Consider the following 23,145-nt stretch of genomic DNA (forward strand, 5'->3'; position numbering starts at 1 on the left):
GCCCAGGTCAGACCCGGGTGAGGGTCTGACTGCGCAGGCTCTCCAACACGCCACGGGTGACCTCCGAGGTGCCCCTCGCCTGCTCGCACACCTCCGCCACCCGGCGGGCGGTGGCCTCGGCGCGTTGCTCCCGCTCGTCCCACAATCGGTCGACTTCGGCCAGCAGCGGCCCTTCGACCTCCCGCTCCACGCCGCGCAGGGCCGGGACGCCGAGTCGTTGGGCCAGGTCGAAGACCTTGCCGGCGTACGGCAGCGGCAAAAACGGTGTGCCGACCATCGCCGCGAAGATCAGGAAGTGCAGGCGCATGCCGACGGCCAGGTCGAAGTGGCGCATCAGCCCGAGCACCTGCTGCGGCGAGTAGGTGCCGTGCAGGATCCGGCCCCGCTCGGCGGCGACCATGTGGGACAGGACGCCGTGGGCGTGCCGGATGTCGTCGCGTTCCATCGGCACGAACAGCACGTACGCGTCGATCCGGTGCACCAGGAAGTCACCGATCTGGGCCAGCAGCCGGTGGTAGCCGTCCACGTCCAGCCGCTCGGCGGCCCGCCCCGGCTCCCGGACGCTGATCCCGACCAGGCGCTTGCCGACCGGCACACCCTCCTCGGCCAGCAGGTGCGCCGGGAATTCCTCCGGCTGCAACAGGAAGGCCGGGTCCGCGGTGACCGTGATCGGGTTGAGCAGGCCAGCCTCCTCCAGCACCATGCGGGACTCCTGGTCCCGGACGGTCACCTGGGTGGCGCCGGAGAGCGTCTCCCGGACCATGCCGGTGTCCACCCCGTCGCTGAGCGGCCCGACCCCCACCGCGTACGTGATCAGCGGTAGGCCCCGCTCCTGGGCGACCCGGACCACCCGCAGGTAGCGGCGAGCCTCCCGGTCGTAGAGGATGCCGCCGCCGCCCAGGATGAGCAGGTCGAGTTGGGCCAGCACCAGGGCGGAGTCGGTGCGGCTGACGCCCTCCCAGGGCACCGCCTCGACGTCCGGGTGGGCGGCCCGGGTGTGCTCCGGGTTACGGGAGAAGACGATGATCCGGGCATTCGGTTCCTGCGTACGCAGATCGGTGAGCAGGCCGGTGAGGATCGCCTCGTCGCCGAGGTTTCGCCCACCGTACGAGCCGAGCACACCGATGGTCAGTCCGGCACCGTGCGTCATCCGTCGCTCCTCCCCAGGTGCGGTCCGCGCCGGTTTCCCGCTGGGCAGGTGAACAGTCCTGCCGAGGGACCGTCCTGGGCCTCGCTTCCGACCTCAGCCCGCCGGGTCGATCCGCTTCGCCATCTGCTGTGAGGTGACCTCGAAGCCCAGACTGCGGTAGAGGCCGATCGCCACGGTGTTCGTACCGAAGACGTTCAGACCCAGCTCGGGCACGCCGAGCTGGGCGAGTTCGGCCTCGATGAGCTGGATCATCCGCCGCGCGTACCCGTGTCCCCGGTGTTCCTCGTGCACCTCGATGTTGTGGATCCACGCCTGTTCCGGGGCGGCGACCGTCGGCAGGGTCACCCAGATCCAGCCGACCTCGGTGTCACCGACCCGACCCGTCCGCAGCAGCGCCCCCTCGGTGGCCGCGCCCGCCGGCAGCGACTCCCGGATCTGGCTGACCGACCGTTCCAGGGCCGCCTCCGGCGTCATCCCCCGGTGCGCCACCAGGTCATCGGCGTACCCCTGCTCCAGCGACACCAGCAGTCGGGCCAGCTCCTGCGCCGTCATCGGCGTCAACGTCAATTCCACAGTCGCTCCCCTTCGTCGTTGCCAGCGGGTAGTGCAGCAGAACCCACCCGGACACGCCACCGGGTTCGCCACGGCGGGACATCCGGAGGGGGTGGCCACCGGCGGGGAAATGGGTTGTCCGGCGGCGCGGACGGGGCGCACGGTGAGTAGATGACGCAGCAGACCACCGGCCGAATCAGCTGGACGGACCTGCCCGAGCGGGTCCGGACGTCGGTGCAGGAGATCATCGGCGATCGGGTGGTCGAGGCGGTGTCCCAGCCGGGCGGCTACTCGCCGGGCACCGCGGACCGGGTCCGCACCGCGACCGGTCTGCGGGCGTTCGTCAAGGCGATCAGCCCGGCGCAGAACCCGGACAGCCCCAGAATGCACCGGGCGGAGGCCCGCACGGCCGCCGCCCTGCCGGCCTCGGCACCGACGCCCCGACTGTTGGGCTGCCACGACGACGGCGAGTGGGTGGCGCTGGTCTTCTCCGACGTGGACGGTCGACACCCGGCCACCCCGTGGCGGGCAGACGAGCTGACCCGCGTCCTGAAGGCTCTGGAGGTGATGGCCGCCGTGCTCACCCCGAGCCCGGTCACGCACGTGCCGACCGCCGCCGACCTGCTGGCCGAGGACTTCGCCGGCTGGCACCGGATCGCCGCCGACCCGCCGGTTGTGCTGGACCCGTGGGCCCGGGAGCACCTGGACCAACTGCGCGCCGCCGCCGACCACGGCATCGCCGCACTGACCGGTGACACGCTCTGCCACGTGGACGTACGGGCCGACAACCTGCTGCTCGACGCGACCGGCACTGTCACCGTCGTCGACTGGCCGTGGGCCTGCCGGGGGCCGGCCTGGCTGGACACCGCGCTGCTGCTGGTCAACGTCCGGCTGCACGGCGGGCACGACACCGAGTCCCTGCTGCGCCGGCTGCCCATCACCGCCGAGGTCGACCCGATGACGCTCACCGGGGTGTACGCCGGGCTGGCCGGGTTCTTCGCCGACAGCGCTCGTCGTCCGCCGCCGCAGGGCATCCCCACCGTCCGCGCCTTTCAGCAGGCCCAGGCCGACGCCCTGCTCCCCTGGCTGGCCACCCGCCTCGGGTGACCCGGCGGGCGGGTCAGGGGGCCGTCGGCGTCGACTCCAGGTGGCGTGCCAGTTGCGCCAGGTCGGCAAGGCGCAGATCGCCGTCGAGGCCCTTCAGCGCGGCGGTCATCGCACCGGCCGCCCGCCCGGCCCGCAGCCCCACCTCGGCGTCCTCGACCACCAGGCACCGCGCCACGGGCACGCCCAGCAGAGCGGCGGCCCGCAGGTAGCCCTCCGGGTCCGGCTTGCCCAGGCGCACGTCCTCCACGGTGACCAGCACCGGCGCGACGATGCCGGCGGCACCGAGCCGAGCCTCGGCCAGTCGCGCGTCCGCGCTGGTCACCACCGCCCAGGGCAACCCCAACCGGGCCAGCGCGCTCAGCAGGTCGTACGCCCCGACGGTGGCCGTCACGTCGGACAGGTCGTCGTACTGCAACGAGAGCTGCCGCGCCGCAGCCGCGGCGACCGCGCTGTCGTCGAGCGCGGGCAGCAGCCGGCGGATGGTCCGGTCGGCGGGGCTGCCGTGCGCGATCGCCAGCGCCCCGGCGGGGTCGACGGCGTACTCGACGGCCCACCGCTCCCAGGCCCGCTCCACGGCGGCGTCGGAGTCGACCAGGGTGCCGTCCATGTCGAACAGCACCGCGCCGATGCCTGCCAGTTCCACGCCCACCTCCTCTTGTTGCTCGCACCGCGAGGATAGGACGGCGATGATCTGCATGCTGAGCAGGTGCGGTCCTCAGGTCAGCAGGAAGCCTCAACCATTCGCCGCACGGGAGGCGTTCTTCTCACCGAGGGGGTGGGCATGACCGAGACGTTCCACGAGTTCGTGGTGCAGCGTTCGCCGGCCCTGTCCCGGACCGCCTATCTCCTCACCGGCGACCATCAACTCGCCGAAGACCTCGTGCAGACCGCCCTGGCGCGCACCTACCGCCACTGGCGACGCATCCGCGACGGCGATCCCGAGGCGTACGTCCGCCGGGTGATGTACCACCAACAGGTCTCCTGGTGGCGACGCCGACGCCTCGCCGAACGGCTCGAAGCCGAACCCACCGAACGAGCCGGCGGCGACCACAGCGACACCACCGCCCTGCGACTGACCCTCACCGCCGCGCTGCGCCACCTCACCCCCCCGCCAACGGGCCGTCATCGCGTCAGGCGGGCGCGCCGGTCTGGTGGGTGAGAAACGACAGCAGCACGGGTCGGCGTCACCCTTCCCGATCCAGCACCGGGCGAACGGCGTCGACGAACGAGATCCGGCGATTTGTCCGTGCCTCGATCGCAGCGAGCCAGCGCTCCCGATGGCGCTCACGCAAGGGCGCCGTCGCGCCGCCCGGCTCCTCGCCCAACCGACGTTGGTCGGCGCGCTCCGCACCGATGCTGGTCAACACAGCCCGGCTCTCCGCCTCGACCTCCGCCGGCCCTTCCAACAACACCAGGTTGTACGCCTCGTCCACGGCGCGCATCGCCGCGTACGCCTCGTCGTAGCCCGGCACCGGCTCGCTCCCGCCGTCTTCGAGCCACCGCCGGTCCAACTGCCGGTACGCCTGGTCGCAGGCGCTCAGGAACCCGACGTACGCGTCCCGCCGTAGCTCCTCCCGGCGCGTCGCCCGCCGTTCGACGCTCTCCCGACGGGCCACGGCGAGCTGGTGGGCCAGTTGCCGTCGGGTGCTCAGCGCGCCGACCAACCCGGTCAGGGCGGCGGCGGCCAACGTGGACAGTGAGGTGATCAACGCGACGGCGACGGTGTCCTGCACCCGCCCATCATGGCGGTGTCGATGGCGCGCGCACCTACCAGCCCTGACCGGTTGCCGGGCGTCTGGTACTCCAGCAGCCCCTCCTCGGTCTACAGCTCAGCGACGCGCGAGCTGGCTGTACTGCCCAGGGACGGGATGGCACCGGCCCGATGAACGGAACGGTGCCATTCCTCATCCGTCGTCAGACAATGGCCTTGAAGCGGGCCCAGCCACCTCGGGGGACGGTCCACATCAACGCACCGCCGGACAACAAGCCAGCACCATCACCCGCGTACAACCGCAAATCACCGTTGCCGTCGATACCAGCGACGTCCGCCCTACCGTCACCGTTGAAATCACCACCCGCGATGGCCTTGAAGCTCGCCCAACCACCCGGCTGAGTCGTCCACATCAACTCACCACCCGACAACAACCCGGCACCATCACCCACGTACAACCGCATGTCACCATTGCGGTCGATACCAGCGACGTCCGCCCTACCGTCACCGTTGAAATCACCACCCGCGATGGCCTTGAAGCTCGCCCAACCACCTCGGGGGACGGTCCACATCAACGCACCACCGGACAACAAGCCAGCACCATCACCCGCGTACAACCGCAAATCACCATTGCCGTCGATACCAGCGACGTCCGCCCTACCGTCACCGTTGAAATCACCACCCGCGATGGCCTTGAAGCTCGCCCAACCACCCGGCTGAGTCGTCCACATCAACGCACCACCCGACAACAACCCGGCACCATCACCCACGTACAACCGCATGTCACCATTGCGGTCGATACCAGCGACGTCCGCCCTACCGTCACCGTTGAAATCACCACCCGCGATGGCCTTGAAGCTCGCCCAACCACCCGGCTGAACCGTCCACATCAACTCACCACCCGACAACAACCCGGCACCATCACCCACGTACAACCGCATGTCACCGTTGCCGTCGATACCAGCGACGTCCGCCCTACCGTCACCGTTGAAATCACCGGAGCTGGGCACGGGGGCGTTCTGGGTGATCCAGCCGAGCAGATCGTCGACCCGGGTCTCGACAGCGCCTCGCCGGGTTTCGGTCTCCGCGTAGCAGCCCCCTTGCCAGGACGTGTGATGGAGACCGACGAGTTCGAGACGCCCGCCCGCCTCGCGCAATGCCGGGCCTCCCGCATCACCCTTGCACAGGGCCGCATCCGGGGTGAGCCCCGTTACCGCGAAGGTGGTGGTGCCGGCGCTCTCGACGGTGAACTGCGCGGTGTGCAGGGAGTCAGGCACCCACTCGCTGGCCGTACGCCCGTACCCTGCTGCGGTCAGTGCCTGGTCAGGAGCGGCCGGAGAGGTGGAAAGAGGAACCGGGACGATGTCTCTGACCGCCCTGGCGAGCTTGGCGAGGACGAGGTCGCGGTCGGGGCGTGGCACGAGGGTGGTGACCGCGACGACGTGCCCGCCCGTCGTGGTCAGGTCGGTGCGGCCGATGGTGACGGTGGCGGGCTTGGCCGGGGCACCAGGCGCGAGGGCTTGGCCGTCCACCGCAAAGCAGGACGCAGCAGTGACGATCCACCACGCATTGATCAGTGCACCGGTACAGGCACGCCCCGCCGTGTCGACCTTCGCCACGAAACCGAGGTTGGCCCCGGCATCCGGCACGGACCCCACGACCGCCTGTGCCGGCGCACCGGCCAGGACAGTGACCGCGAGCGCCGGACCGAGCAGTTTGAGAACAGTGCCGACGCGATAACGTTTGTGTGACAAGGCATCCCCCGTGATGTCAGCCCAAGGCTGGCCCTTGTAGCGCTCCGACACTAATTCACTTTCTGATCGGAGACTGCCCCGTAACGTGACGATCGGGGGTGCCACGCCTGAGCGACCTGGGCCTGTTCACGAACCGTACCCAGCTCAGCGGGGCGGATCCTCGCCGGTGAGCCCGTCCACCGACTCTCGGATGAGGTCCGCGTGACCGACGTGCCGGGCGTACTCCTCGATGAGGTCGACGAGGATTCGACGCAGGCTCGGCACCTCGCCGTCGGGCCACTCGCCCCGGGCCAGTTGTTCCGGCCCGGCGTCGGCCAACAGTTCGGCAACCGTGGCGCGGGAACGGGCGACGGCCTCCCGCCACAGCGTGTTGAGCTGCTCCGGGCTGTCCTCGGCGGCCGACTGCCAGTCCCAGCCGGGGTTCGCGACCCAGTCGACCGCCTCCCACGGCGGCCCGGGTGATCGCCCGGACAGTTTGAGCGAGAAGTAGAAGTCCTCGACGAAGGCGAGGTGCTTGAGCAACCCACCCAGGGTGATCGACGACGGCCCCAGCGTCGCCCGCAGGCCGGCGGCGTCGAGCCCACCGGTTTTCCATGCCAGGGTGGCGCGTTGTCGATCCAGGGAGCCCAGCAGAGTGGCGGTCTCGTTACCCGCGATCGGCGGTGCGGGGTGACCATGCTCGTCCGCGTCGACCATGGTGACCGAGGCTAGCGGGCCGAACGAGGCAGGTCGAGGTGAAGGGTGGGCGCGGCAGGTTTCGAACCTGCGACCCCCCGCTTGTAAGTTCGATGATGCCGTATCCAACCGGGTCCACGGGTGACCAAACCGTATGCCAGTAGCGCGTGACAGTCGACGACGGCCGGCCCTGAACGATCCTGAACGAGACGAAAGATGAGACGATCCCTAGGGGACCTCCGGCCTTGATCTGAGCGATGGTGGAGCACGTACGCTGGCCTCGACGCACCGGCCTTAAGGGACCGATCGAGGGAGTCAGGTTGACCAAGAACTTCAGCAGCGGGTTCGCCCACTTCCTCGCTCCAACCGACGAGACGGTTCGAACGGCCCTTACAACCGGAATGATAGTTCTCGACACGAATGTCCTTCTCTCGGCTTACAGGTTCGCTCCCAAAGCGCGTGAAGAACTCCTGTCCACGCTGGAACGTCTACAGGACCGCCTCTGGATTCCGCATCAAGTCGGCCTAGAGTTTCATCGCAACAGACTTGAAGTGATGGCCGGCCGGCGCGCTACATACGACACCGTCCTGAGCGCCATCGCCACGCATAAGGCAGCAGCCGAGGCGGATTTAGAAAGCAAGATTAGGAGTCTTTCCAATAGAGCGGCGCTTACCGACGTCGAACGTGACCAACTCCTGCAACAACTATCCGGCATCTTCGATCCACTAGAAGACTCCTTGCTGCGCTTGAGCAACGACCATGCTCCTGCGGACAAGGAAATGCAGGACGGAATCCTTGCGCTGCTCCAGGTCATAATTGGCGACCACATTGGGTCTCCATTTCAGGAGGCAGAAGGGGACGAAGCGATCAAGGAAGCGGAGCGAAGGATCAAGGAGAAGATCCCGCCAGGCTTCAAGGATGCAGACAAGACTACTAAGCACGGCGACTACTTCGTTTGGCGCCAGACATTGGACGAAGCAAAGCACCGATCGACTTCGCACCTAGTGTTCGTGACCGGGGACCAGAAGGACGACTGGTACTTAAAGGTTAGAGGCAAGATTGTTGCAGCCCATCCAGAGTTGGCAGAGGAAGCACAGAGACTGTGCGGCGTGCAACTAGTGATGATGACCACCCAAACCCTCTTGTACCACGCAAAGCAATATCTCAATGCCGACGTTAGCACCGAGACGATCCGGCAGGCAGGCGAACTGCCTGCAAGCGAGGCGCTTGACGACGAGATTGTGGGACTGAGGTTCCGTCGGAATGAGTTGCGTCAGGAGTTGCATTTTACGTCCGCAGAACGCATGTACGTTCGCGATCAAATCTCCAAGCTGAAAAACCAATTCGCGTATTTGAATAAACAGCTTGAAGGAGGCCTACCTCCTGCGCAGGCCAACAAGTCGTTCTTCGAAAAGGGCAGGATCCAGGCCCTTATAGTGGAATTTGAAGAGCGATTGGCTGACAGGGATGTAGCGTACGAAAATCTTCAACGTAAAGTCGAGGCCGCCGAAATCGACCTCCTCTTGGTCGGCGATGACACCGCAAATCCACTTCATGCAGCCGAACCGCCGACCCGTCTTGGCGCTCCTCGTCGCGTTTGACCACCATGGCCGCGCTGGTGCAGCTCCCCTGCCGTAGAGCTTCCGGCGGATTGCACTTTAGGGCAAGGCGAACCCTACTGAATCAGTTTCTTGATTACTGCAACGAGGTCAATCTCCCCGGACACGAAGAGGAAGATCACAAGCAGGACCACTCCAACCTGAGCCAAGGTCTGAACACTCTTGCCAGTCGGTTCTATACCTCGCCCGAGACTACTCAGCCTTGATCGAAGCCTCGCAAAGCGAACGTGCCGTCTCGGAAAGTTAGGAAGTCCATCCTTGTCGAATACTTCCCACAAGTCGGCCGCTTCTTCATAAATTTCTTCCCGCTGGGTCTCCAGAAGAAGAAGTACGGATAGTTCGACCGTCCTAGTGACCTCGATAGGTACGTAAAGCGATAAGGATTCACGAGAGCCGACGAAACGACGCAACCGTGCAGCGCTACCATAGAACAGGGCTCCGACAGCACTAGGATTTCCGTCGGGCAGATCAAGCTCAAGCTGCCTTGCACACCTTTCTAACTGATGGGCCGCGCCTATCAGTGACCGTCGCATTGGGCCTAGCGGGTCAGGCGATGCCACCGAATGGAATTCGGCACGATATGCCAGCGAGTCCAGTGTACGGAGAGCTTGCAGATAAGGGGCACGGCTCAGCAAGAGACGCTCTACTATAGATAGCACCCAAATAGCAGATATGGTGACCGCGCATGTGGCCCCGACGACAGCGGCGATTTGCAGGTTGGAGGGTTCGCCTGTGGGAAGAAGACGTGGATAGAGAGAACTCATCGGGCCAATCAGAACAATAATCGTCCCAAGGCCTGCGGATACGACGAATGCGTCTGTACACACGAGCGCCGTGAGTCGCCAGCCAACCTCTCGACGCTTGGCGCTCCGGGGCCCTCCGTGCAATGATTCGAGCCAGAAACGAATTAGCCGCGACAGGCGCAGCGCCTCTGCCCGGACGGCCACGGCCAAGGAGAAGGCCAAGATACACGGCAAGGCGACCCATAGCGGAATGATCGGTGAGTAGCCGATATAGCGGAGGCCTCGGTCAACGCCATAGCCAAGGAACCCTCCGACGAACAAAATGGGAGAAAGAGGAATGGCGATTATTTGGGCCTTCTCTAAATCGGGTAGCCTCGCCAGAATGAACGGGATGGACCGCAGTTTTTTGCGCATGAGTAGGCGAGGGTACCGGAGCGCTTCCGCGAAAGCCGAAAACCCTTGGCCTTGCACTATATAGATCGCAAGCCCTACTGTCGTCAGGACTGACAGCTCGGCTAGGGCAATTTTTGCAAGCATCGCTGACACCGATCCAACAGGCATCGAGACATGCTGTCAGACTGTCAGCACCCGGAGCAATAGAGCGACGGACATCCGACGCATAAACCTTAGCGACTCTGGTGACAATCACTGCGGAAACAACGCCAGCCCGTTAGGTAGCCAGGCTTTGGCGGACCGAAGCTGCAACGCCCTCTCGGGGCAAACATCATTTATCTAAAACCGCGTCGATCGATTGAAACCCGGCGGCCTGGTCCCGGTGGACACCAGGCAAGCCTCTGGGCAACGACGGCGGATAGAAAGCGCGCCGCATCGGTGCTCTGCCTCCGCGATTCAGCCGCAGCGCGGCCACGGAGGCGACCCCGCCCCAGGTCAGCCGCTCCCCCGTTCGATCAGCCCGTCGGCTATCGCGCTCATGCTGGTGACCACCGCGCCCGCCCCGGCGAGCCGAAGCGCCTCGACCTTCGCCGGCTGCTTCGCGTAGCCGATCACGATGACCCCAGCGGCCCGCGCGCCCTCGATATCCGAGATCGAGTCGCCAACCAGCACGCACCGAGCCGGCAACTCACCAAGACTCCGCACGGCTTGCAGGATCGGTTCCGGGTTGGGCTTCATGCGTTCCGGATCGGCGTACGCCCGGCCGACCACCGGCGAGACGTACCCGGCAAGCCGGTGTGCTGTCAGGTAGGCGGTCACCGCGCCGGCCGAGTTGTTGCTGACCACGGCCACCGGCATCCCGGCTTGCCGGGCAGCCACGATGACCTCCCGGCCGTAGGGCGTCGGCTCGGCGGTCTCGACGGCCCGAACCTCGGCGGCGCAGAGCGCATCCTCCACTGCCCGAGTCCTGCGTTGGTCGCCGGCCGCACCGGTGCGGCGCAGCACCTCAAGCGGGTCCGGCTCGCTGGCGAGATCCGGCGGCACGTCGGCGCCATGCCGCCTTAGCACCTCAACCAGCTCGGCGGCAATCTGCGGGGCTGGGTAGCCGGCGAAGATGCTGCACACCGGGCCATCAAAGTCGAGCAGCACCGCCGCGGCACCGGCAAGGAGCCGGGCAAGGTCGGCGGTCATCCGTCGTACCGGTAGGCGATGGTCGACCACACCGAGTCAAACCACTGGCGGGAAGCCTCCACGAACTGCGTGCCGTGCGAGGCGTCGTCGTCGGTCACCGCGTAGTGGAACAGCGGAACGTCCTTCCCCATCAGGTCGTAGATCGCCATCGGCTCACCCTTGATCGAGACGGTGCGCTCAACAACCGGGTAGAAGCCGTAGAAGACCTCTTCGCCGTTCAGGATGTAGAGCTTGAACAGCGGAGACGCCCGATGCAGCCGCACATCAACAGTGGCTGACCGGATTAGTCCGAGGTCGCCCAGCTCGGCGACCTGGTCGATGATGCCGTCTGCCGACCGGCGGGTGATCCGCTCCGCGCGTTCACGTACTGCTGGGTCGTCTGCCTGTGTCTCTGCCCGCGACGGCAGCGCCATCGGCACGGCCATGTCGGAGATCAGAACCCGTACCGCGATCGTCTCGGGCGCAAGCCGGCCGACGCGTACTTTGTCGAGTGCTTCGGCGAGCGCGTCGCGCAGCGTCTCACCGGAGAATCCGGCGAAGTCGATAGTGACGTGGGGTCGGTCGAACGAGGCTTCGATGTGCGGTCGCAGCTCAACCGCTCGTTGTGTCTGCGCGCGAACAAACGCGCCGCTGCCCTGCCGCGACACGATCAGCCGCTCGGCCCGGAGCAGGTCCAACGCTCGTTTGACCGTCTCTCGCGCCACCCCGTAGCGGGTGGCCAGGTCGGGCTGTGACGGCAGCTTGTCGCCGGGCGCGAGTCGGCGCGTGAGGATGGCCGCCCGCAGCTTGTTTGCGATCTGCTGCGAGGCCTGTTTGGGGTCGTCGGGATCCAGCTCGCCGAGGAAGTCAAGGTTCTCGCTCACCCGCTCACGGTAGCGCTGACTAGCCAAGTTAGGAAAGTTCGCCGCGCCCCCTTGACCTGACTAGCCAAGCCGGCCTACGTTCATCTCGTCGGACTTGGCTAGCCAGGTACGACAAGCCGAGCGGAACCCGGGGAAGGCGGCGCTTTGCGCTGCGCGCTCACGAGCCGGTCGTGTGGTCGTTCATTGAGAACTTCACAGCAGAAGCGCCGCGTAGATCCGTCTGCGGCATCCCCGCCTTGAGCCACACGGTGGCCGACCCCGGTAGATCCCGGGCGAGCGGGGCGAGCGGGCCGGGTCTGGCGCGCGGTTGCTTCTGCCACTTGAACCTGTTCGCCCGGGGTGCGGCCGATCTGGTCGCGCCCCGGGCTTTCCCCCACTTCATCGACTACCGGAGGTTCCCCCGTGCGCATGCACCATGCCCCCGTCACCACCGAACCGACAACCGCCGAACTCGCCGCGATCGACGCTGAGTGGCCGCTGATCGCGGCCGAACTGGACGTGTTGGACGCCGAGATCACGCTTCTCTACGCCGAAGACCACGGCGGACCGTCTCCGCTGGACTGGCGGCGGCTGCGCCGGGCCGAGGCCCGCGTCACCCGCGCCGCCACCGAGACGACCGCCCGCACCGACCCACGCCGCGCGGCCTGATGGCCCGCATCCGCGCCGCCTTTCACGACCCGGACGGCACGCGGTACGGCATCCCTACCTACTGGTGGAAGGGCGCCCCGCCCGGCTACGCCACCCGCCGCCAACTGACCGCCGCCGACCTGCGCCCCGGTGGTCAGCCGGTCGCCGCTCAGGTGCTCTGGCGCGGCGTCGGCGGCACCCGCACCGCTTACCTGTACCGGGTCGACCTGGCCGCGCCGAAGCGCACCGCGACCCCCGCGCAGCGCGCCGCGATCGGCAAGGCACTCACGGCCCGCCGGACCTGCCCGACCTGCCACACGGTTCGGCCCTACTTCATCCCGCGCTCGCTCGGCGAGTGCGTCGACTGTGCCTACCCCCAGGAGGACGCAGCATGACCGCCCCCACCATCAACGGCACCCGCTACCCGCAGCCCATTGAGGACCTGTTGGCCGCCGCCCGCACGCTGGATCTGCCGGACGGGGAGGTGTTCCCCTCGCGGAATCGGCTCATGCGGGAGTTCCGCATCGGCGCACCCAAGGCTGGCGAACTGCTCGCGCTGCTCAAGACCACGCCCGCCGCCCCGCCGACCGACACCACCGACCCGGCCGCCCCGGACCCGGCACCCGCCCCGGCCGCACCCGAGCCCGTGCCGCCGGTCGAGCCGGGCCCGACGCCCGAGCCGGAGATCACGCCGCCCGAGCCGGTCGAGCAGGTCGCGCCGGTCAGTCGCCCGGACACGCCCGCGCCGGCCGCGCCGGTCCGTTCGGCGGTGGTGTGGCCGGTGGTGCTGCTGGCCCTGCCGGCGTTCGTCGCGATTTGGTCCGGGTGGGTTGGCCTCGGCGGACTCACCGGGTTCGGCATCGTGCACCCGCTACCGGGGATCTGGGACAGCTTCTCCATCAACTCGGCGATCACCCTGCCGATCGGGGTGGAGACCTACGGCGCGTACGCGCTCTACGTGTGGCTGTCCGGTCGGGTACCCGAGCGGGCACGCCGGTTCGCCAAGTGGTCCGCCCTCGGTTCCCTCGCCATCGGCGCACTCGGCCAGGTCGCCTACCACCTGTTGGAGGCCGCCGGAGTCACCTCGGCCCCGTGGTGGATCACCACCGCCGTGGCGTGCCTGCCGGTGGCGGTGCTCGGCATGGGCGCCGCACTCGCGCACCTCGTCCGCACTCACGACTAGCGCCGCCCGGCGGCACGGCCCTAGTGGCCTGGAAACCCGTGCCGTGCCGCCGGCCCTCAACCCCTCAGCCATCGACTTCCGGGAGAGACCACCCATGTTCGCAGACCCGACCGGCGCGCACGCTGGCGCGTTCGCTGCCGTGTTCGCCGCCCTCTACGTCGCCCACCAGATCGCCGACCACTGGGTGCAAACCCAGTGGCAGGCCGATGCCAAAGGCCAGCCCGGCTGGCTCGGCCGGCTCGCTTGCGCCGCCCACGTCGCCACCTACACCCTGACCGCCGCCGTTGCGCTGGCCGCCATGCTGCTGGCAACGGGCCTGCGACTGGACCCGTGGGGCGTGACGGTCGGACTGACCGTCTCGGCGGTGTCGCACTACATCGCTGACCGGCGCACCCCCTTGCGGCGCATCGCAAACACCCTCGGCGCGGGCCGCTTCTACACCCTCGGCGCACCCCGCCCCGGCCACGACGACAACCCCTCACTCGGCACCGGGGCCTACGCCCTAGACCAGTCCTGGCACATCGGGTTCCTGTTCGTCGCCGCGTTGTTCTGCGCGGTCTGACCACCCCCGCCCCCACCGGCCCGACCTCCACGCGGCGGCCCGGTGAGGTGCGGAGGTTGCCAGACCTGCTGGCAGCCACGGCAAGGAGGAAACCCCGTGGCGATGTCGTCCTGCACCACCTGCGGCAAGGGCTTCAAGAACGTTTCCATCGACAGCACCGGCACCCTCGCGATATGCACCGCCGGTCACTACAACTTCGACCCCGGCAGCCGCTCCGACAACGGATCGATCAACACCGGCAGCGTCAAGGTCAAGGGTCAATCCGCGATCGGCAACGGCGCGACCGCGATCGGCCGCAAGGGCAAGAAGGGCCGCTGATGGCGGCCCGTTGCCCCGCCTGCGGGTGCATGCACGCCCACTCCGGCGGCATCCCGGGACGCGGCTGCCTCTCCTGCGGCTGCGCCTGCACGCCGGTCAACCGTGGCAAGACCTGCCGCTGCTGCGGCGCAACCGACACCTAGCCCCGCCCGGCGGCGCGGCCTCACGGCCTCGACAACCCGGCCGCGCCGCCGGCCCTCAACCCCGACCCATACGGATCAGATGGAGGAACACCATCATGACCTCCCCCAACGGAGACGACCGGTTCGACTGGCACGCCGCCGAGCGTGACCTGACCGACCCGGCCGCGCCGGACGCCGAGGTGCTCGACCTCGACGCCGCCCGCGCCGCCCGCACCCCCGACCCCGACGACGACGGCGGGCCGCTGCTGGTCGACTCGCCGGACGCGCAGCGCTCCCCGCGGTTCACCCTCGACGGCGTTCGCGCCGGCCAGCGGCGTCCGATCCTGCCAGCGTGGATGCGCTCGCGCGCCGAGCTGCGCGACGTGATGCGCTGGGCGGTCGGGCATCTGCTGCACACCACCGGCTACCACGCGACGCGGCTGCCGAAGTACGCCGCCAAGCTGGCGTTCCGCGCCCCGGGCGGGGCGTGGCGGTTGGTGTCCGGGGCTACCCGGTGGCTGTTCGACTGGGAGGGTGAACCGCACCGGCAGGCCACCTCCCCGGCCAAGGATGGGGAGCTGTATTTGAAGCTGTCCAAGCAGCGGGACCGGCGGGTGCGGTGGCGCGGCATCGTGGTCACATTCTCCCTCGCGGTCATGCTGGCTGGTGGGGTTGCGGTGGCGCTCGCGCCGTTGTGGGCGCGGTGGGCGGTGCTGGCGATGTTGGTCACGGTGTGCGGGCTGCTCGGGCAGCCGGCCGACAAGCCGCTGTTGGACACCGCCGTGGTCGTCCCACGCGTGGCACGGCTTACCTCCGATGTGGTGGTGCGAGCCCTGGCCGTGCTGGGCATCTCCGGTATCAGCCAGGCCATCGCGAAGCAGGGCCACCGGGCGATCGGCTTCACCGCGCCGATCGTGCGCGATGGCCCCGGCTGGCGGGCGGACATCGACCTGCCCCCCGGCGTCACGGCCGGGGACGTGATCGAGCGCCGCGACCGGCTCGCCGCCGGCCTCACCCGCCCCCTCGGGTGCGTATGGCCCGAGGGGCAGCCGGAGGTACACCCCGGACGGTTGCTGCTCTGGGTGGGCGATCAGGACATGGCCGCGACGAAGCCGGCCGCGTGGCCGCTGCTCAAGGCATCCGGCGGGTTCGACCTCGGTCGGCCGGTGCCGTTCGGCACCGACCCGCGCGGCCGGGTCATCTCCTTCGAGCTGCCCTACACCAACGTGCTGATCGGGTCGATTCCCGGCTACGGGAAGACGGCCGCGACGCAGGTCCCGATGCTGGCCGCCGCGCTCGATCCGTACGCGGAGCTGTGGTGCTTCGACTTCAAGGGCACCGGCGGCCTCGATCCCTTGGAGAAGGTATCGGCCCGGTACGCGTCGGGGCAGGACGACGACACCGCCGAAGAGGGCTTGATGGCGTTGCGGGAGCTGCGCAAGGAGTGCCAGCGCCGCGCCGCGATCATCAAAGGCCTACCCAAGGCGGTGTGCCCGGACAACAAGGTCACCCCCGAGCTGGCCCGGCGCAAGAAGTTGGGACTTCACTGGCTGGTGGTGGCCCTCGACGAGGTGCAAGAGTTGTTCAGCCACCCGGATTTCGGCAAGGAAGCCGGCGAGCTGGCCGAGAAAATCATCAAGCTCGGCCGCGCCCTGGGCGTGATCCTCGTCGTGGCCACGCAGCGGCCGGACGCCAAGAGCCTGCCCACCGGGGTCAGCGCGAACGCCGGGACGCGGTTCTGCCTGCGGGTCATGGGCCAGATCGAGAACGACATGATCCTCGGCACCTCGGCGTACAAGAACGGCATCCGGGCGACCATGTTCGCTAAGAAGGACAAGGGCGTCGGGTACCTCGTTGGCGCGGCCGACGACGCGCAGATCGTGCGCACGTTCTACGTAGACGGACCGACCGCCGAGAAGATCACCGACCGGGCACGTGCCCTGCGGGAAGCGGCCGGAACCCTGACCGGGCACGCGATCGGGCAGACCCCGGCCACCCCGGCGGCGCGGCGAGACACCTTGCTCGACGACATTCTGACCGTGCTGCCGGCGACGGAGGCGAAGGTGTGGGCCGAGACGCTGACGGAGCGCTTGGCCGAGCTGAACGCCGAGGCGTACGGGGAGCTGACCCGCGATCAGCTCACCGCCGCGCTCAAGCCCTACGGCATCACCACCGGGCAGGTGTGGGGCACCGACCCGGCCACCGGCAAGGGCGCGAACCGGCGCGGCATCGACCGGACCGACATCACCGACGCGGTTGCGGAGCGTAACAAGCGTCGGGGCGACAAAGCCGCCTAAGGCGGACAGCGATCGGCCGCTAGGTCTAGCACCACCCTCCGCTAGACCTAGCGGCCCCGCTAGCAACCATTCCCAATCCTGGCCAGCGCCCTAGTTCCTAGCGGCGTCAGCGCTACGCGCCCACATTCCGGCCTGTGGAGGCATTCCATGACCCCCATCCTGCTGCTCGCTAGCCTCACCATGCTCGGTTACGCAGCGTGCTACCTGGCGGTGTGTGCCGCGTCCCCGTGGGGCCGCTGCCGACGCTGCCACGGTGCCCGCTACCACCGCACCACGATCGGCACCCGCCGCGACTGCCGCCGCTGCGACGGCACCGGCATCCGCGTCCGCGCCGGTCGACGGCTGATCGACTTCATCCGTGCCGAGTATCGCGACGGCCACCCATGAAGCGCCGCGCCGCCGGACACACCGAGTGGTGCGGCATGGACCACCGCTGCAACCTCGGTGAGCACCGATCCGACGAAATCTTGGTCGACGTTGCTGGCCGCTCCCGTGCGGTGCTGGTGCGGGTGCGCACCGCCACCGGGCGGGAGCACGCCGAGGTGCGCGTCAGGGTTGCGCTCGCGCCGTCCGAGCTGGCGGCGCGGCGGCAGTTGGTCGGGTTGCTCGGTGACCTGCGCCAGGCCGTGACCCGCGCCGCCATCGCGGGTCGGCCCCGACCGAGGCGGGCCGCCTGATGCCCGCCGCGCGCCGCGACGGCCCATCCCCGCGTGACGCCCGGCTGTCCGGGTTGGAGGTGTGGCTCACCGGCACGCCCGCCGAGCTAGACGCCGCCACCGCCGCGCTGGTCGACGCCGGGCACCTCACCCAGCGCGGCACCCGCCGGCCGCTGACCGGCAGCGACGCCGGCCGCTACCGGCTCTATCTGCGCCTCAGCGTCACCGCTGGCCGGCAGCGGCCCATCGGCACCCCGGACGCCTCCGGTGGCGCGCTGATCGACCTCGCCGCCGCCCGCGCCCAGCGCCGCCCGGCCTAACCCATCCCCGCGAACCTTGGGAGATGCCCCATGTCTGACCTGTTGACCGCCGCGCTCGCGCACGCCGCGCGCGGCTGGCACGTCTTCCCCCTGCGTCCCGACGACCGACCCGACAACCCCGACCACGCCAAACGGCCCGCGTTTCCCAACCGCTGCACCGCCGAGCACTGCCCCCGCACCGACCCGCGCTGCCGCGCCGCCGGCCGTCACGTCGGCTGGGAGGAACGCGCCACCACCGACCCCGACCGTATCCGCCGAGCGTGGTCGACCCGCCCTTACGGCATTGGCATCGCCTGCGGCCCCTCCGGGCTGGTCGTGGTCGACCTCGATGTGCCCAAGCACGCCGACGACACCCCGCCGCCACAGTGGGCCGGGGCCTGTGACGGCCTGGACGTGTTCGCCACCCTCGCCAACCGGCACGGCGGCATCGACGCCACGTACACCGTGACCACGGCCAGCGGCGGCAGTCACCTCTACTACCGCCACCCCGCCGGTCCGCGGCTGCGCAACACCACGGGCGACCGGGGCGGGCTGGGCTGGAAGGTCGACACCCGCGCCCACGGCGGCTACGTCGTGGGCGCCGCAAGCACCGCCGCCGGTCATCCCTACGCGGTGGCGCTGGACTGCGATGCAGCACCGCTGCCCGCGTGGGTGGGCGGGTTGCTCGCCCCGGCCCCGCGCACCGCGTACCGGCCCGCCCCGGCGGCACTGCCGCCGGATCGGCGCGGCGCGTACCTGGCAGCGGCGATCCGGCGGCAGGTCAGCCACCTCACCGCCGCCCCGGAGGGGCAGCGCAATCACGCCCTGTTCGCCTCGGCGGTGGCGCTCGGCCAGCTCGTGGCCGGGGGCGCGCTCACTGACGCCGACGTGAGCGCCGTCCTGGAACCCGCCGCGCTGTCGCTCGGCCTGCCAGCCGGGGAAGTCGCCCGCACGATCGCATCCGGCCTGCGGACCGGGGCGAACAACCCGCGCACTCTCGCCGGGGTGGGGAGGGCTGCGGCATGAGCACCCGGTTGCAGATCGGCTCTGGCCCCGAAACGATCCGCGTGCTCAAAGCGGCGCTGGTCGACGGTTTGCTCCCCGACACCTACGTGTCCGCCGGGGCGCTCGTGCACATGGAAGCCGTCTCCGGTGGCCTGGCCACCGCCGCCGATGAGGACTCGCCGCTGCCGGTGTCGGCCAGCATGGTCAACCCCGCCGGGCTGGCCGGGCTGCTGGCCGAGCACGCCTACGTGTACCGGCTCAAGACCCGCAAGAGCGATACCGGCGACCCCGAGGTCTACGAAGACGAGGTGACCCCACCTCGGGACATCCTGTCGTCGGTGCTGGCCGGGAAGACGTGGCCGGGCGTGCCGCCGCTGCGCGGGATCATCGGCGCTCCGGTGCTGCGCCGTGACGGCACCCTGTTGCAGCAGCCCGGCTACGACCCGGCGACCGGCCTGTACCTGGCGTCCAAGGTGGCGCTGCCGCCCGTGCCGGACGAACCCACCGCGGAGCAGGTCGACGAGGCGCGCACGTTCCTGCTCGGCCGGTTCCTGCGCGACTTCCCATGGGCATCCGCCGCTGACCGGGCGAACTACGTGGCGCTGCTGGCGACGCCGATCCTGCGGCACTTCACCCGCAGCTTGACGCCGTTCGCGTTGATCGACGCGACCATGCCGTCATCGGGTAAGACGATCCTCACCGCTGGGCCGGGGATGCTCTACGGGCAGCGGGTCATGACCTGGGCCTACTCGGACGAAGAGCTGCGCAAGTCCATCACGGCGGTGCTGGCCGAGCAGGTCGGTGTGGTGATCTGGGACAACCTGGCCGAGGGAACCGTCATCGACTCCGCCGTGCTCGCCCAGCTCGTCACTTCCGGCGTCTGGTCCGACCGGCAGTTGGGCGCGTCGCGCAACGTCGCCACCGTCAACGATCGGCTGTGGATGGCCACCGGCAACAACCTCCAGGTCGGCGGGGACATGGCCTCCCGCACCGTGCGGGTGCGCCTCGACCCGGACATGCCCCGCCCCGAGCTGCGCGACCAGCGCGGGTTCGGCATTCCCCACCTCGACCAGTGGATCACCGACCCGGCCAACCAGCTCACCGTGCTGTGGCACCTGCTCGTGCTGGTGCTCGACTGGACTCGGCGGGGCGCACCTCGGGTGTCGGGGTTGTCGATGCGGCAGTTCACCCCGTGGGCGCAAGCCCTCGGCGGGTTCCTGGCGCATCACGGCATCGACGGGTTCCTGACCAACGCGGCCGATATCCGTGAGATCGATGAAGACGAAACGCGCTGGCGCGCGTTCCTCACCTGCTGGCACGACCGCCACGGCGGCCGTGCGATGACCGCCGCCGAACTGCGGCAAGACGGCGAGCCGATGCACCTCGGCAGCGACGCCCACGACCCGTGGGACGGGCAGTTCATCACCACCCACAACGGCCGCCTACCCAACCCGCTGCAACTCGGCCGGTTGCTCACCGGGCAGGCCGGACGGTGGCGCGGTGAGCACGTCATCCGTGCCGGTCGCAACGACCGAGGCGACCGGTCCGTGTTCTGGGTCGAGCGGCACGAGGGGTGAAACCCGCTGAACCATCCCCGCATCTCCGCAACGCCGCACCAACCCCCCTACCACCAGGGAAAACACCCTGCGGAGATCAGAACCAAGAGGATCATCAATCTCCGCATCTCCGCAACCCACTGCGGAGATCCCACCTCTTTGCGGAGATGACCCCTCACCACCTCCGACCATCTCCGCGAGCATTTGCTCAGCTCAGAGCCATGTTTGCGGAGATGCGGAGATGCGGAGATGGTTCAGCCCCTCTCACGCAGAACCACCGGCCGCCCGCCGCCGACCCGCGACCGCGACCCGCTGAGAGCCGCACAGCCAGAGTCGCGCATGGCCTTACCCCAACCCATCGGAGATCTTGGCTGTACGGCGCTCTCAACGGGCTGTTGTAGCGGCTTCCGTCGATACGCCTACCCGACCCACCGAAACAGCCTCGGATGCCCTGCGCGCCACTCACCGTGGCCCTCAGCGCTCCGAAGACACCCCACCGCCGCACCGCAACGGGGAGGACACCGTGACCACCACCGACCACCGCGTCGTCCTGACCATCGAAGAAGCTGCACAGCGCCTCGGCATCGGTCGAACCACCATGTACGCCCTCGTCAAATCCGGCCAGATCCGAACGGTCACCATCGGCCGGCTGCGGCGAGTGCCCTCCTTCTGCCTTGACGAGTACGTGCAAAGGCTCTTGATCCAACCAACCTCACTCGAAAACGCAGCCTAAGGAATCAAGACAATGGGACGAAAGCCAAATGGCGCATCAAGTATCTACAAGGGCGGTGACGGCTACTGGCACGGCCGTGTGACGATCGGTGCCAAGGACAACGGCAAGCCGGATCGTCGCCACGTCCAGGCGACGACACAGGCAGAGGTAACCAAGAAAGTGCGGGCGCTCGAACGTGAGCGCGACAGTGGAACGGTCCGCAAGACCGGACCACGGTGGACCGTCGAAAAATGGCTGACTCACTGGGTCGAGACGATCGCCGCGCCGTCCGTCCGCGAAAACACGCTGGTCGGATATCGCACCGCTGTCTACAGACACCTGATTCCCGGTATCGGCGCTCACCGGCTGGATCGCCTTGAACCGGAGCACCTTGAACGGCTCTACGCGAAGATGATCCGAGGCGGGAGCGCGGCCGGCACTGCCCACCAGACACACCGCACCGTCAAGACGGCGCTCAACGTCGCGGTCCGGCGTGGCCACCTGTCCCGCAACGTTGCCCAGCTCGCAAAGGCACCTCGGATCGATGAACAGGAGATTGAGCCGTTCACCCTTGCAGAGGCGCAACGAATCCTTGAGGTAGCAGCGACCAAGCGAAACGGCGTGCGTTTCGCGCTGGCTCTCGCACTAGGGCTACGCAAGGGCGAAGCGCTTGGGTTGAAGTGGCGTCGAGTTGACCTGGAAAAAGGCATGTTGCGCACGCCTCGACAATTGCAGCGGCACAAATGGCAGCACGGCTGCGACGACCCGCACCGCTGCGGCGCGCGCCTGCACAAAACATCCGCTTGCTCTCCAGGCTGTAAACGTCACCAACGCGTGTGCCCCCCGCCGTGCCCGTCCGACTGCCAACAGCACGCGAGCAAGTGCCCAAAGCGTCAGGCCGGCGGTTTGCGGGAGGTGGACGTGAAGTCCCGCGCTGGTCGACGCGCCGTCGGCATTCCGGTTCCGCTAGTCGAGGCACTGAAACAGCATCGTGAGGCGCAGACGAAAGAACGAGAGACGGCGGCCCAACTCTGGCAGGAAGGCGATTGGGTGTTCGCCCAACCGAACGGCAAGCCAATCGACCCGCGCGCCGACCACGACTCCTGGAAGGCGCTGCTTACGGAAGCAGGCGTGCGGGACGCACGGCTGCACGACGCCCGACACACAGCGGCGACCATGCTCCTAGTTCTCGGCGTGCCAACCCGCGCCGTCATGGAAGTGATGGGCTGGTCCCAGATGGCCATGACGACGAGGTACCAGCACCTAGCGCCGCAACTCATCGAGGGCATCGCCGGACAGGTCGCCGGACTGCTCTGGAAGGCCGACTGAGACGACAACTGAGACGAAGAGGGCCACCGGTGATCCGGTGGCCCTCTTCGCTTACTGGTCGGAGTGTGGGCGCGGCAGGTTTCGAACCTGCGACCCCCCGCTTGTAAGGCGGGTGCTCTCCCACTGAGCTACGCGCCCGGATCGCCTAGGCGGCGGGCCGGTGGTGGGCAAGCTTACCTTGCTCGCCACCGGCCCGGGCGCACGGCGTACCCCGGTCAGATGGTCGCTTCGGTGATGGCCTTGCGCCAGCCCTGCTGGTCGCGAGCCTCGCCAGGGCCGTTCATCTCGGCGAAGCGGACCACGCCGGTCTTGTCGATGACGAAGGTGCCCCGGTTGGCGAACCCGGCGACGTCGTTGAAGACCCCGTACGCCTGGGCGACGCCGCCGTGCGGCCAGAAGTCGGCCAGCATGGGGAACTGGTAGCCCTCGCGGTCAGCCCAGATCTTGTGGCTGTAGGCCGAGTCGACGCTGATGGTCAGCACCTGGACGTCGTCGTTCACGTACTCGTCGAGGTTGTCCCGTATCTCGGACAGCTCACCCTGGCAGGTGCCGGTGAAGGCGAGCGGGTAGAAGACCAGCAGGACGACGCGCCTGCCCCGGAAGTCCGAGAGCCGGACCTCCTGGTTGTTCTGGTCCTTGAGCACGAAGTCCGGTGCCTCGGCACCAACCTCGATGGGCATGCGAACTCTCCTCGGGTCGGGTCACGAAAACGGCACCGGCT

At 68.4% G+C, this 23,145-nt stretch carries 26 protein-coding genes and 1 tRNA gene; 16 read left to right on the forward strand and 11 right to left on the reverse strand.

The genetic code is table 11. The annotated features are described in order from the left end of the window. Positions 1-7: 7 nt before the first annotated feature. Together HNR22_RS11540 and HNR22_RS11545 are read right to left on the reverse strand one after the other, a co-directional pair. Entirely contained in the window at positions 8-1,150 is a 1,143-nt protein-coding gene (locus HNR22_RS11540) for a polysaccharide pyruvyl transferase family protein (protein ID WP_179780364.1), read from the reverse strand. 93 nt (positions 1,151-1,243) lie between these two features. After that, a complete protein-coding gene (locus tag HNR22_RS11545) occupies positions 1,244-1,723 on the reverse strand; it encodes a GNAT family N-acetyltransferase (protein WP_179780365.1) in 480 nt (159 codons plus the stop codon). 150 nt (positions 1,724-1,873) lie between these two features. On the opposite strand from HNR22_RS11545, the gene HNR22_RS11550 reads away from it, so the two are divergent. Further along, on the forward strand, positions 1,874-2,809 hold the full coding sequence (locus tag HNR22_RS11550; RefSeq protein ID WP_179780366.1) for a phosphotransferase family protein: 936 nt from the start codon (positions 1,874-1,876) through the stop codon (positions 2,807-2,809). A 13-nt stretch (positions 2,810-2,822) separates the two neighbouring features. Here HNR22_RS11550 and HNR22_RS11555 read toward each other — a convergent pair whose 3' ends face one another. After that, on the reverse strand, positions 2,823-3,452 hold the full coding sequence (locus tag HNR22_RS11555) for an HAD-IA family hydrolase (protein ID WP_179780367.1): 630 nt from the start codon (positions 3,450-3,452) through the stop codon (positions 2,823-2,825). A gap of 138 nt (positions 3,453-3,590) precedes the next feature. On the opposite strand from HNR22_RS11555, the gene HNR22_RS11560 reads away from it, so the two are divergent. Next, a complete protein-coding gene (locus tag HNR22_RS11560; RefSeq protein WP_179780368.1) occupies positions 3,591-3,968 on the forward strand; it encodes a sigma factor in 378 nt (125 codons plus the stop codon). 25 nt (positions 3,969-3,993) lie between these two features. Here HNR22_RS11560 and HNR22_RS11565 read toward each other — a convergent pair whose 3' ends face one another. The 3 genes from HNR22_RS11565 to HNR22_RS11575 all read right to left on the reverse strand — a co-directional run bounded on the left by HNR22_RS11565 (position 3,994) and on the right by HNR22_RS11575 (position 6,970). Continuing rightward, positions 3,994-4,542 carry a hypothetical protein gene (locus HNR22_RS11565; protein WP_179780369.1) on the reverse strand — a complete coding sequence of 183 codons (549 nt, stop codon included), beginning with the start codon at positions 4,540-4,542 and terminating at the stop codon, positions 3,994-3,996. Positions 4,543-4,723: 181 nt separating this feature from the next. Further along, positions 4,724-6,325 (reverse strand): FG-GAP-like repeat-containing protein, encoded by a 1,602-nt coding sequence (locus HNR22_RS11570; RefSeq protein ID WP_179780370.1) that lies wholly within the window; start codon positions 6,323-6,325, stop codon positions 4,724-4,726. Between the two features lie 93 nt (positions 6,326-6,418). After that, complete coding sequence (locus tag HNR22_RS11575) at positions 6,419-6,970, reverse strand: DinB family protein (protein WP_179780371.1); 552 nt, start codon at positions 6,968-6,970, stop codon at positions 6,419-6,421. A 299-nt stretch (positions 6,971-7,269) separates the two neighbouring features. Here HNR22_RS11575 and HNR22_RS11580 point away from each other — a divergent pair, with 299 nt between their 5' ends. Continuing rightward, complete coding sequence (locus HNR22_RS11580; protein WP_179780372.1) at positions 7,270-8,550, forward strand: PIN-like domain-containing protein; 1,281 nt, start codon at positions 7,270-7,272, stop codon at positions 8,548-8,550. Positions 8,551-8,624: 74 nt separating this feature from the next. Here the strand turns inward: HNR22_RS11580 and HNR22_RS11585 are convergent, their stop codons facing one another. The 3 genes from HNR22_RS11585 to HNR22_RS11595 form a co-directional block, all read right to left on the reverse strand. Continuing rightward, positions 8,625-9,725: a hypothetical protein gene (locus tag HNR22_RS11585; RefSeq protein WP_179780373.1), complete on the reverse strand. Its 1,101-nt coding sequence runs from the start codon at positions 9,723-9,725 to the stop codon at positions 8,625-8,627. 474 nt (positions 9,726-10,199) lie between these two features. After that, a complete protein-coding gene (locus tag HNR22_RS11590; protein WP_179780374.1) occupies positions 10,200-10,895 on the reverse strand; it encodes an HAD family hydrolase in 696 nt (231 codons plus the stop codon). Next, positions 10,892-11,758 carry a GntR family transcriptional regulator gene (locus tag HNR22_RS11595; protein ID WP_179780375.1) on the reverse strand — a complete coding sequence of 289 codons (867 nt, stop codon included), beginning with the start codon at positions 11,756-11,758 and terminating at the stop codon, positions 10,892-10,894. Before HNR22_RS11595 ends, HNR22_RS11590 begins: the two co-directional genes overlap by 4 nt. Before the next feature lie 402 nt (positions 11,759-12,160). Here HNR22_RS11595 and HNR22_RS11600 point away from each other — a divergent pair, with 402 nt between their 5' ends. The 13 genes from HNR22_RS11600 to HNR22_RS11660 all read left to right on the forward strand — a co-directional run bounded on the left by HNR22_RS11600 (position 12,161) and on the right by HNR22_RS11660 (position 22,424). Then, a complete protein-coding gene (locus HNR22_RS11600) occupies positions 12,161-12,406 on the forward strand; it encodes a DUF6284 family protein (protein ID WP_425488050.1) in 246 nt (81 codons plus the stop codon). Next, positions 12,406-12,780, forward strand: coding sequence for an RRQRL motif-containing zinc-binding protein (locus HNR22_RS11605; RefSeq protein ID WP_179780376.1), 375 nt, complete (start codon positions 12,406-12,408; stop codon positions 12,778-12,780). Before HNR22_RS11600 ends, HNR22_RS11605 begins: the two co-directional genes overlap by 1 nt. Then, positions 12,777-13,568: an ABC transporter permease gene (locus HNR22_RS11610; RefSeq protein WP_179780377.1), complete on the forward strand. Its 792-nt coding sequence runs from the start codon at positions 12,777-12,779 to the stop codon at positions 13,566-13,568. The genes HNR22_RS11605 and HNR22_RS11610 overlap by 4 nt, the downstream gene beginning before the upstream one ends. Positions 13,569-13,662: 94 nt before the next feature. Continuing rightward, entirely contained in the window at positions 13,663-14,130 is a 468-nt protein-coding gene (locus HNR22_RS11615; protein ID WP_179780378.1) for a DUF3307 domain-containing protein, read from the forward strand. 96 nt (positions 14,131-14,226) lie between these two features. Then, complete coding sequence (locus tag HNR22_RS11620) at positions 14,227-14,448, forward strand: hypothetical protein (protein WP_179780379.1); 222 nt, start codon at positions 14,227-14,229, stop codon at positions 14,446-14,448. A 238-nt stretch (positions 14,449-14,686) separates the two neighbouring features. Next, positions 14,687-16,867 (forward strand): P-loop NTPase family protein, encoded by a 2,181-nt coding sequence (locus HNR22_RS11625; RefSeq protein WP_179780380.1) that lies wholly within the window; start codon positions 14,687-14,689, stop codon positions 16,865-16,867. Positions 16,868-17,014: 147 nt separating this feature from the next. Then, the gene (locus HNR22_RS11630) at positions 17,015-17,254 is read left to right on the forward strand and encodes a hypothetical protein (protein ID WP_179780381.1); all 240 of its coding nucleotides are present in this window, start codon (positions 17,015-17,017) and stop codon (positions 17,252-17,254) included. Further along, positions 17,251-17,544 (forward strand): hypothetical protein, encoded by a 294-nt coding sequence (locus tag HNR22_RS11635; protein ID WP_179780382.1) that lies wholly within the window; start codon positions 17,251-17,253, stop codon positions 17,542-17,544. The genes HNR22_RS11630 and HNR22_RS11635 overlap by 4 nt, the downstream gene beginning before the upstream one ends. Then, on the forward strand, positions 17,544-17,843 hold the full coding sequence (locus HNR22_RS11640; RefSeq protein ID WP_179780383.1) for a hypothetical protein: 300 nt from the start codon (positions 17,544-17,546) through the stop codon (positions 17,841-17,843). Before HNR22_RS11635 ends, HNR22_RS11640 begins: the two co-directional genes overlap by 1 nt. A gap of 30 nt (positions 17,844-17,873) precedes the next feature. Next, on the forward strand, positions 17,874-18,848 hold the full coding sequence (locus HNR22_RS11645; protein ID WP_179780384.1) for a bifunctional DNA primase/polymerase: 975 nt from the start codon (positions 17,874-17,876) through the stop codon (positions 18,846-18,848). Further along, complete coding sequence (locus HNR22_RS11650) at positions 18,845-20,404, forward strand: hypothetical protein (RefSeq protein WP_179780385.1); 1,560 nt, start codon at positions 18,845-18,847, stop codon at positions 20,402-20,404. Before HNR22_RS11645 ends, HNR22_RS11650 begins: the two co-directional genes overlap by 4 nt. Positions 20,405-20,906: 502 nt before the next feature. Beyond that, positions 20,907-21,116: a helix-turn-helix domain-containing protein gene (locus HNR22_RS31360; protein WP_179780386.1), complete on the forward strand. Its 210-nt coding sequence runs from the start codon at positions 20,907-20,909 to the stop codon at positions 21,114-21,116. A gap of 12 nt (positions 21,117-21,128) precedes the next feature. Beyond that, positions 21,129-22,424 carry a tyrosine-type recombinase/integrase gene (locus tag HNR22_RS11660; RefSeq protein WP_179780387.1) on the forward strand — a complete coding sequence of 432 codons (1,296 nt, stop codon included), beginning with the start codon at positions 21,129-21,131 and terminating at the stop codon, positions 22,422-22,424. Between the two features lie 66 nt (positions 22,425-22,490). Here HNR22_RS11660 and HNR22_RS11665 read toward each other — a convergent pair. Further along, positions 22,491-22,562 (reverse strand) — tRNA-Val (locus tag HNR22_RS11665). Positions 22,563-22,639: 77 nt separating this feature from the next. Beyond that, on the reverse strand, positions 22,640-23,104 hold the full coding sequence (locus HNR22_RS11670) for a peroxiredoxin (protein ID WP_179780388.1): 465 nt from the start codon (positions 23,102-23,104) through the stop codon (positions 22,640-22,642). Positions 23,105-23,145: the final 41 nt, after the last annotated feature.

Origin of the sequence: Micromonospora jinlongensis (assembly GCF_013410645.1) — a bacterium.
Classification (GTDB): domain Bacteria; phylum Actinomycetota; class Actinomycetes; order Mycobacteriales; family Micromonosporaceae; genus Micromonospora; species Micromonospora zamorensis.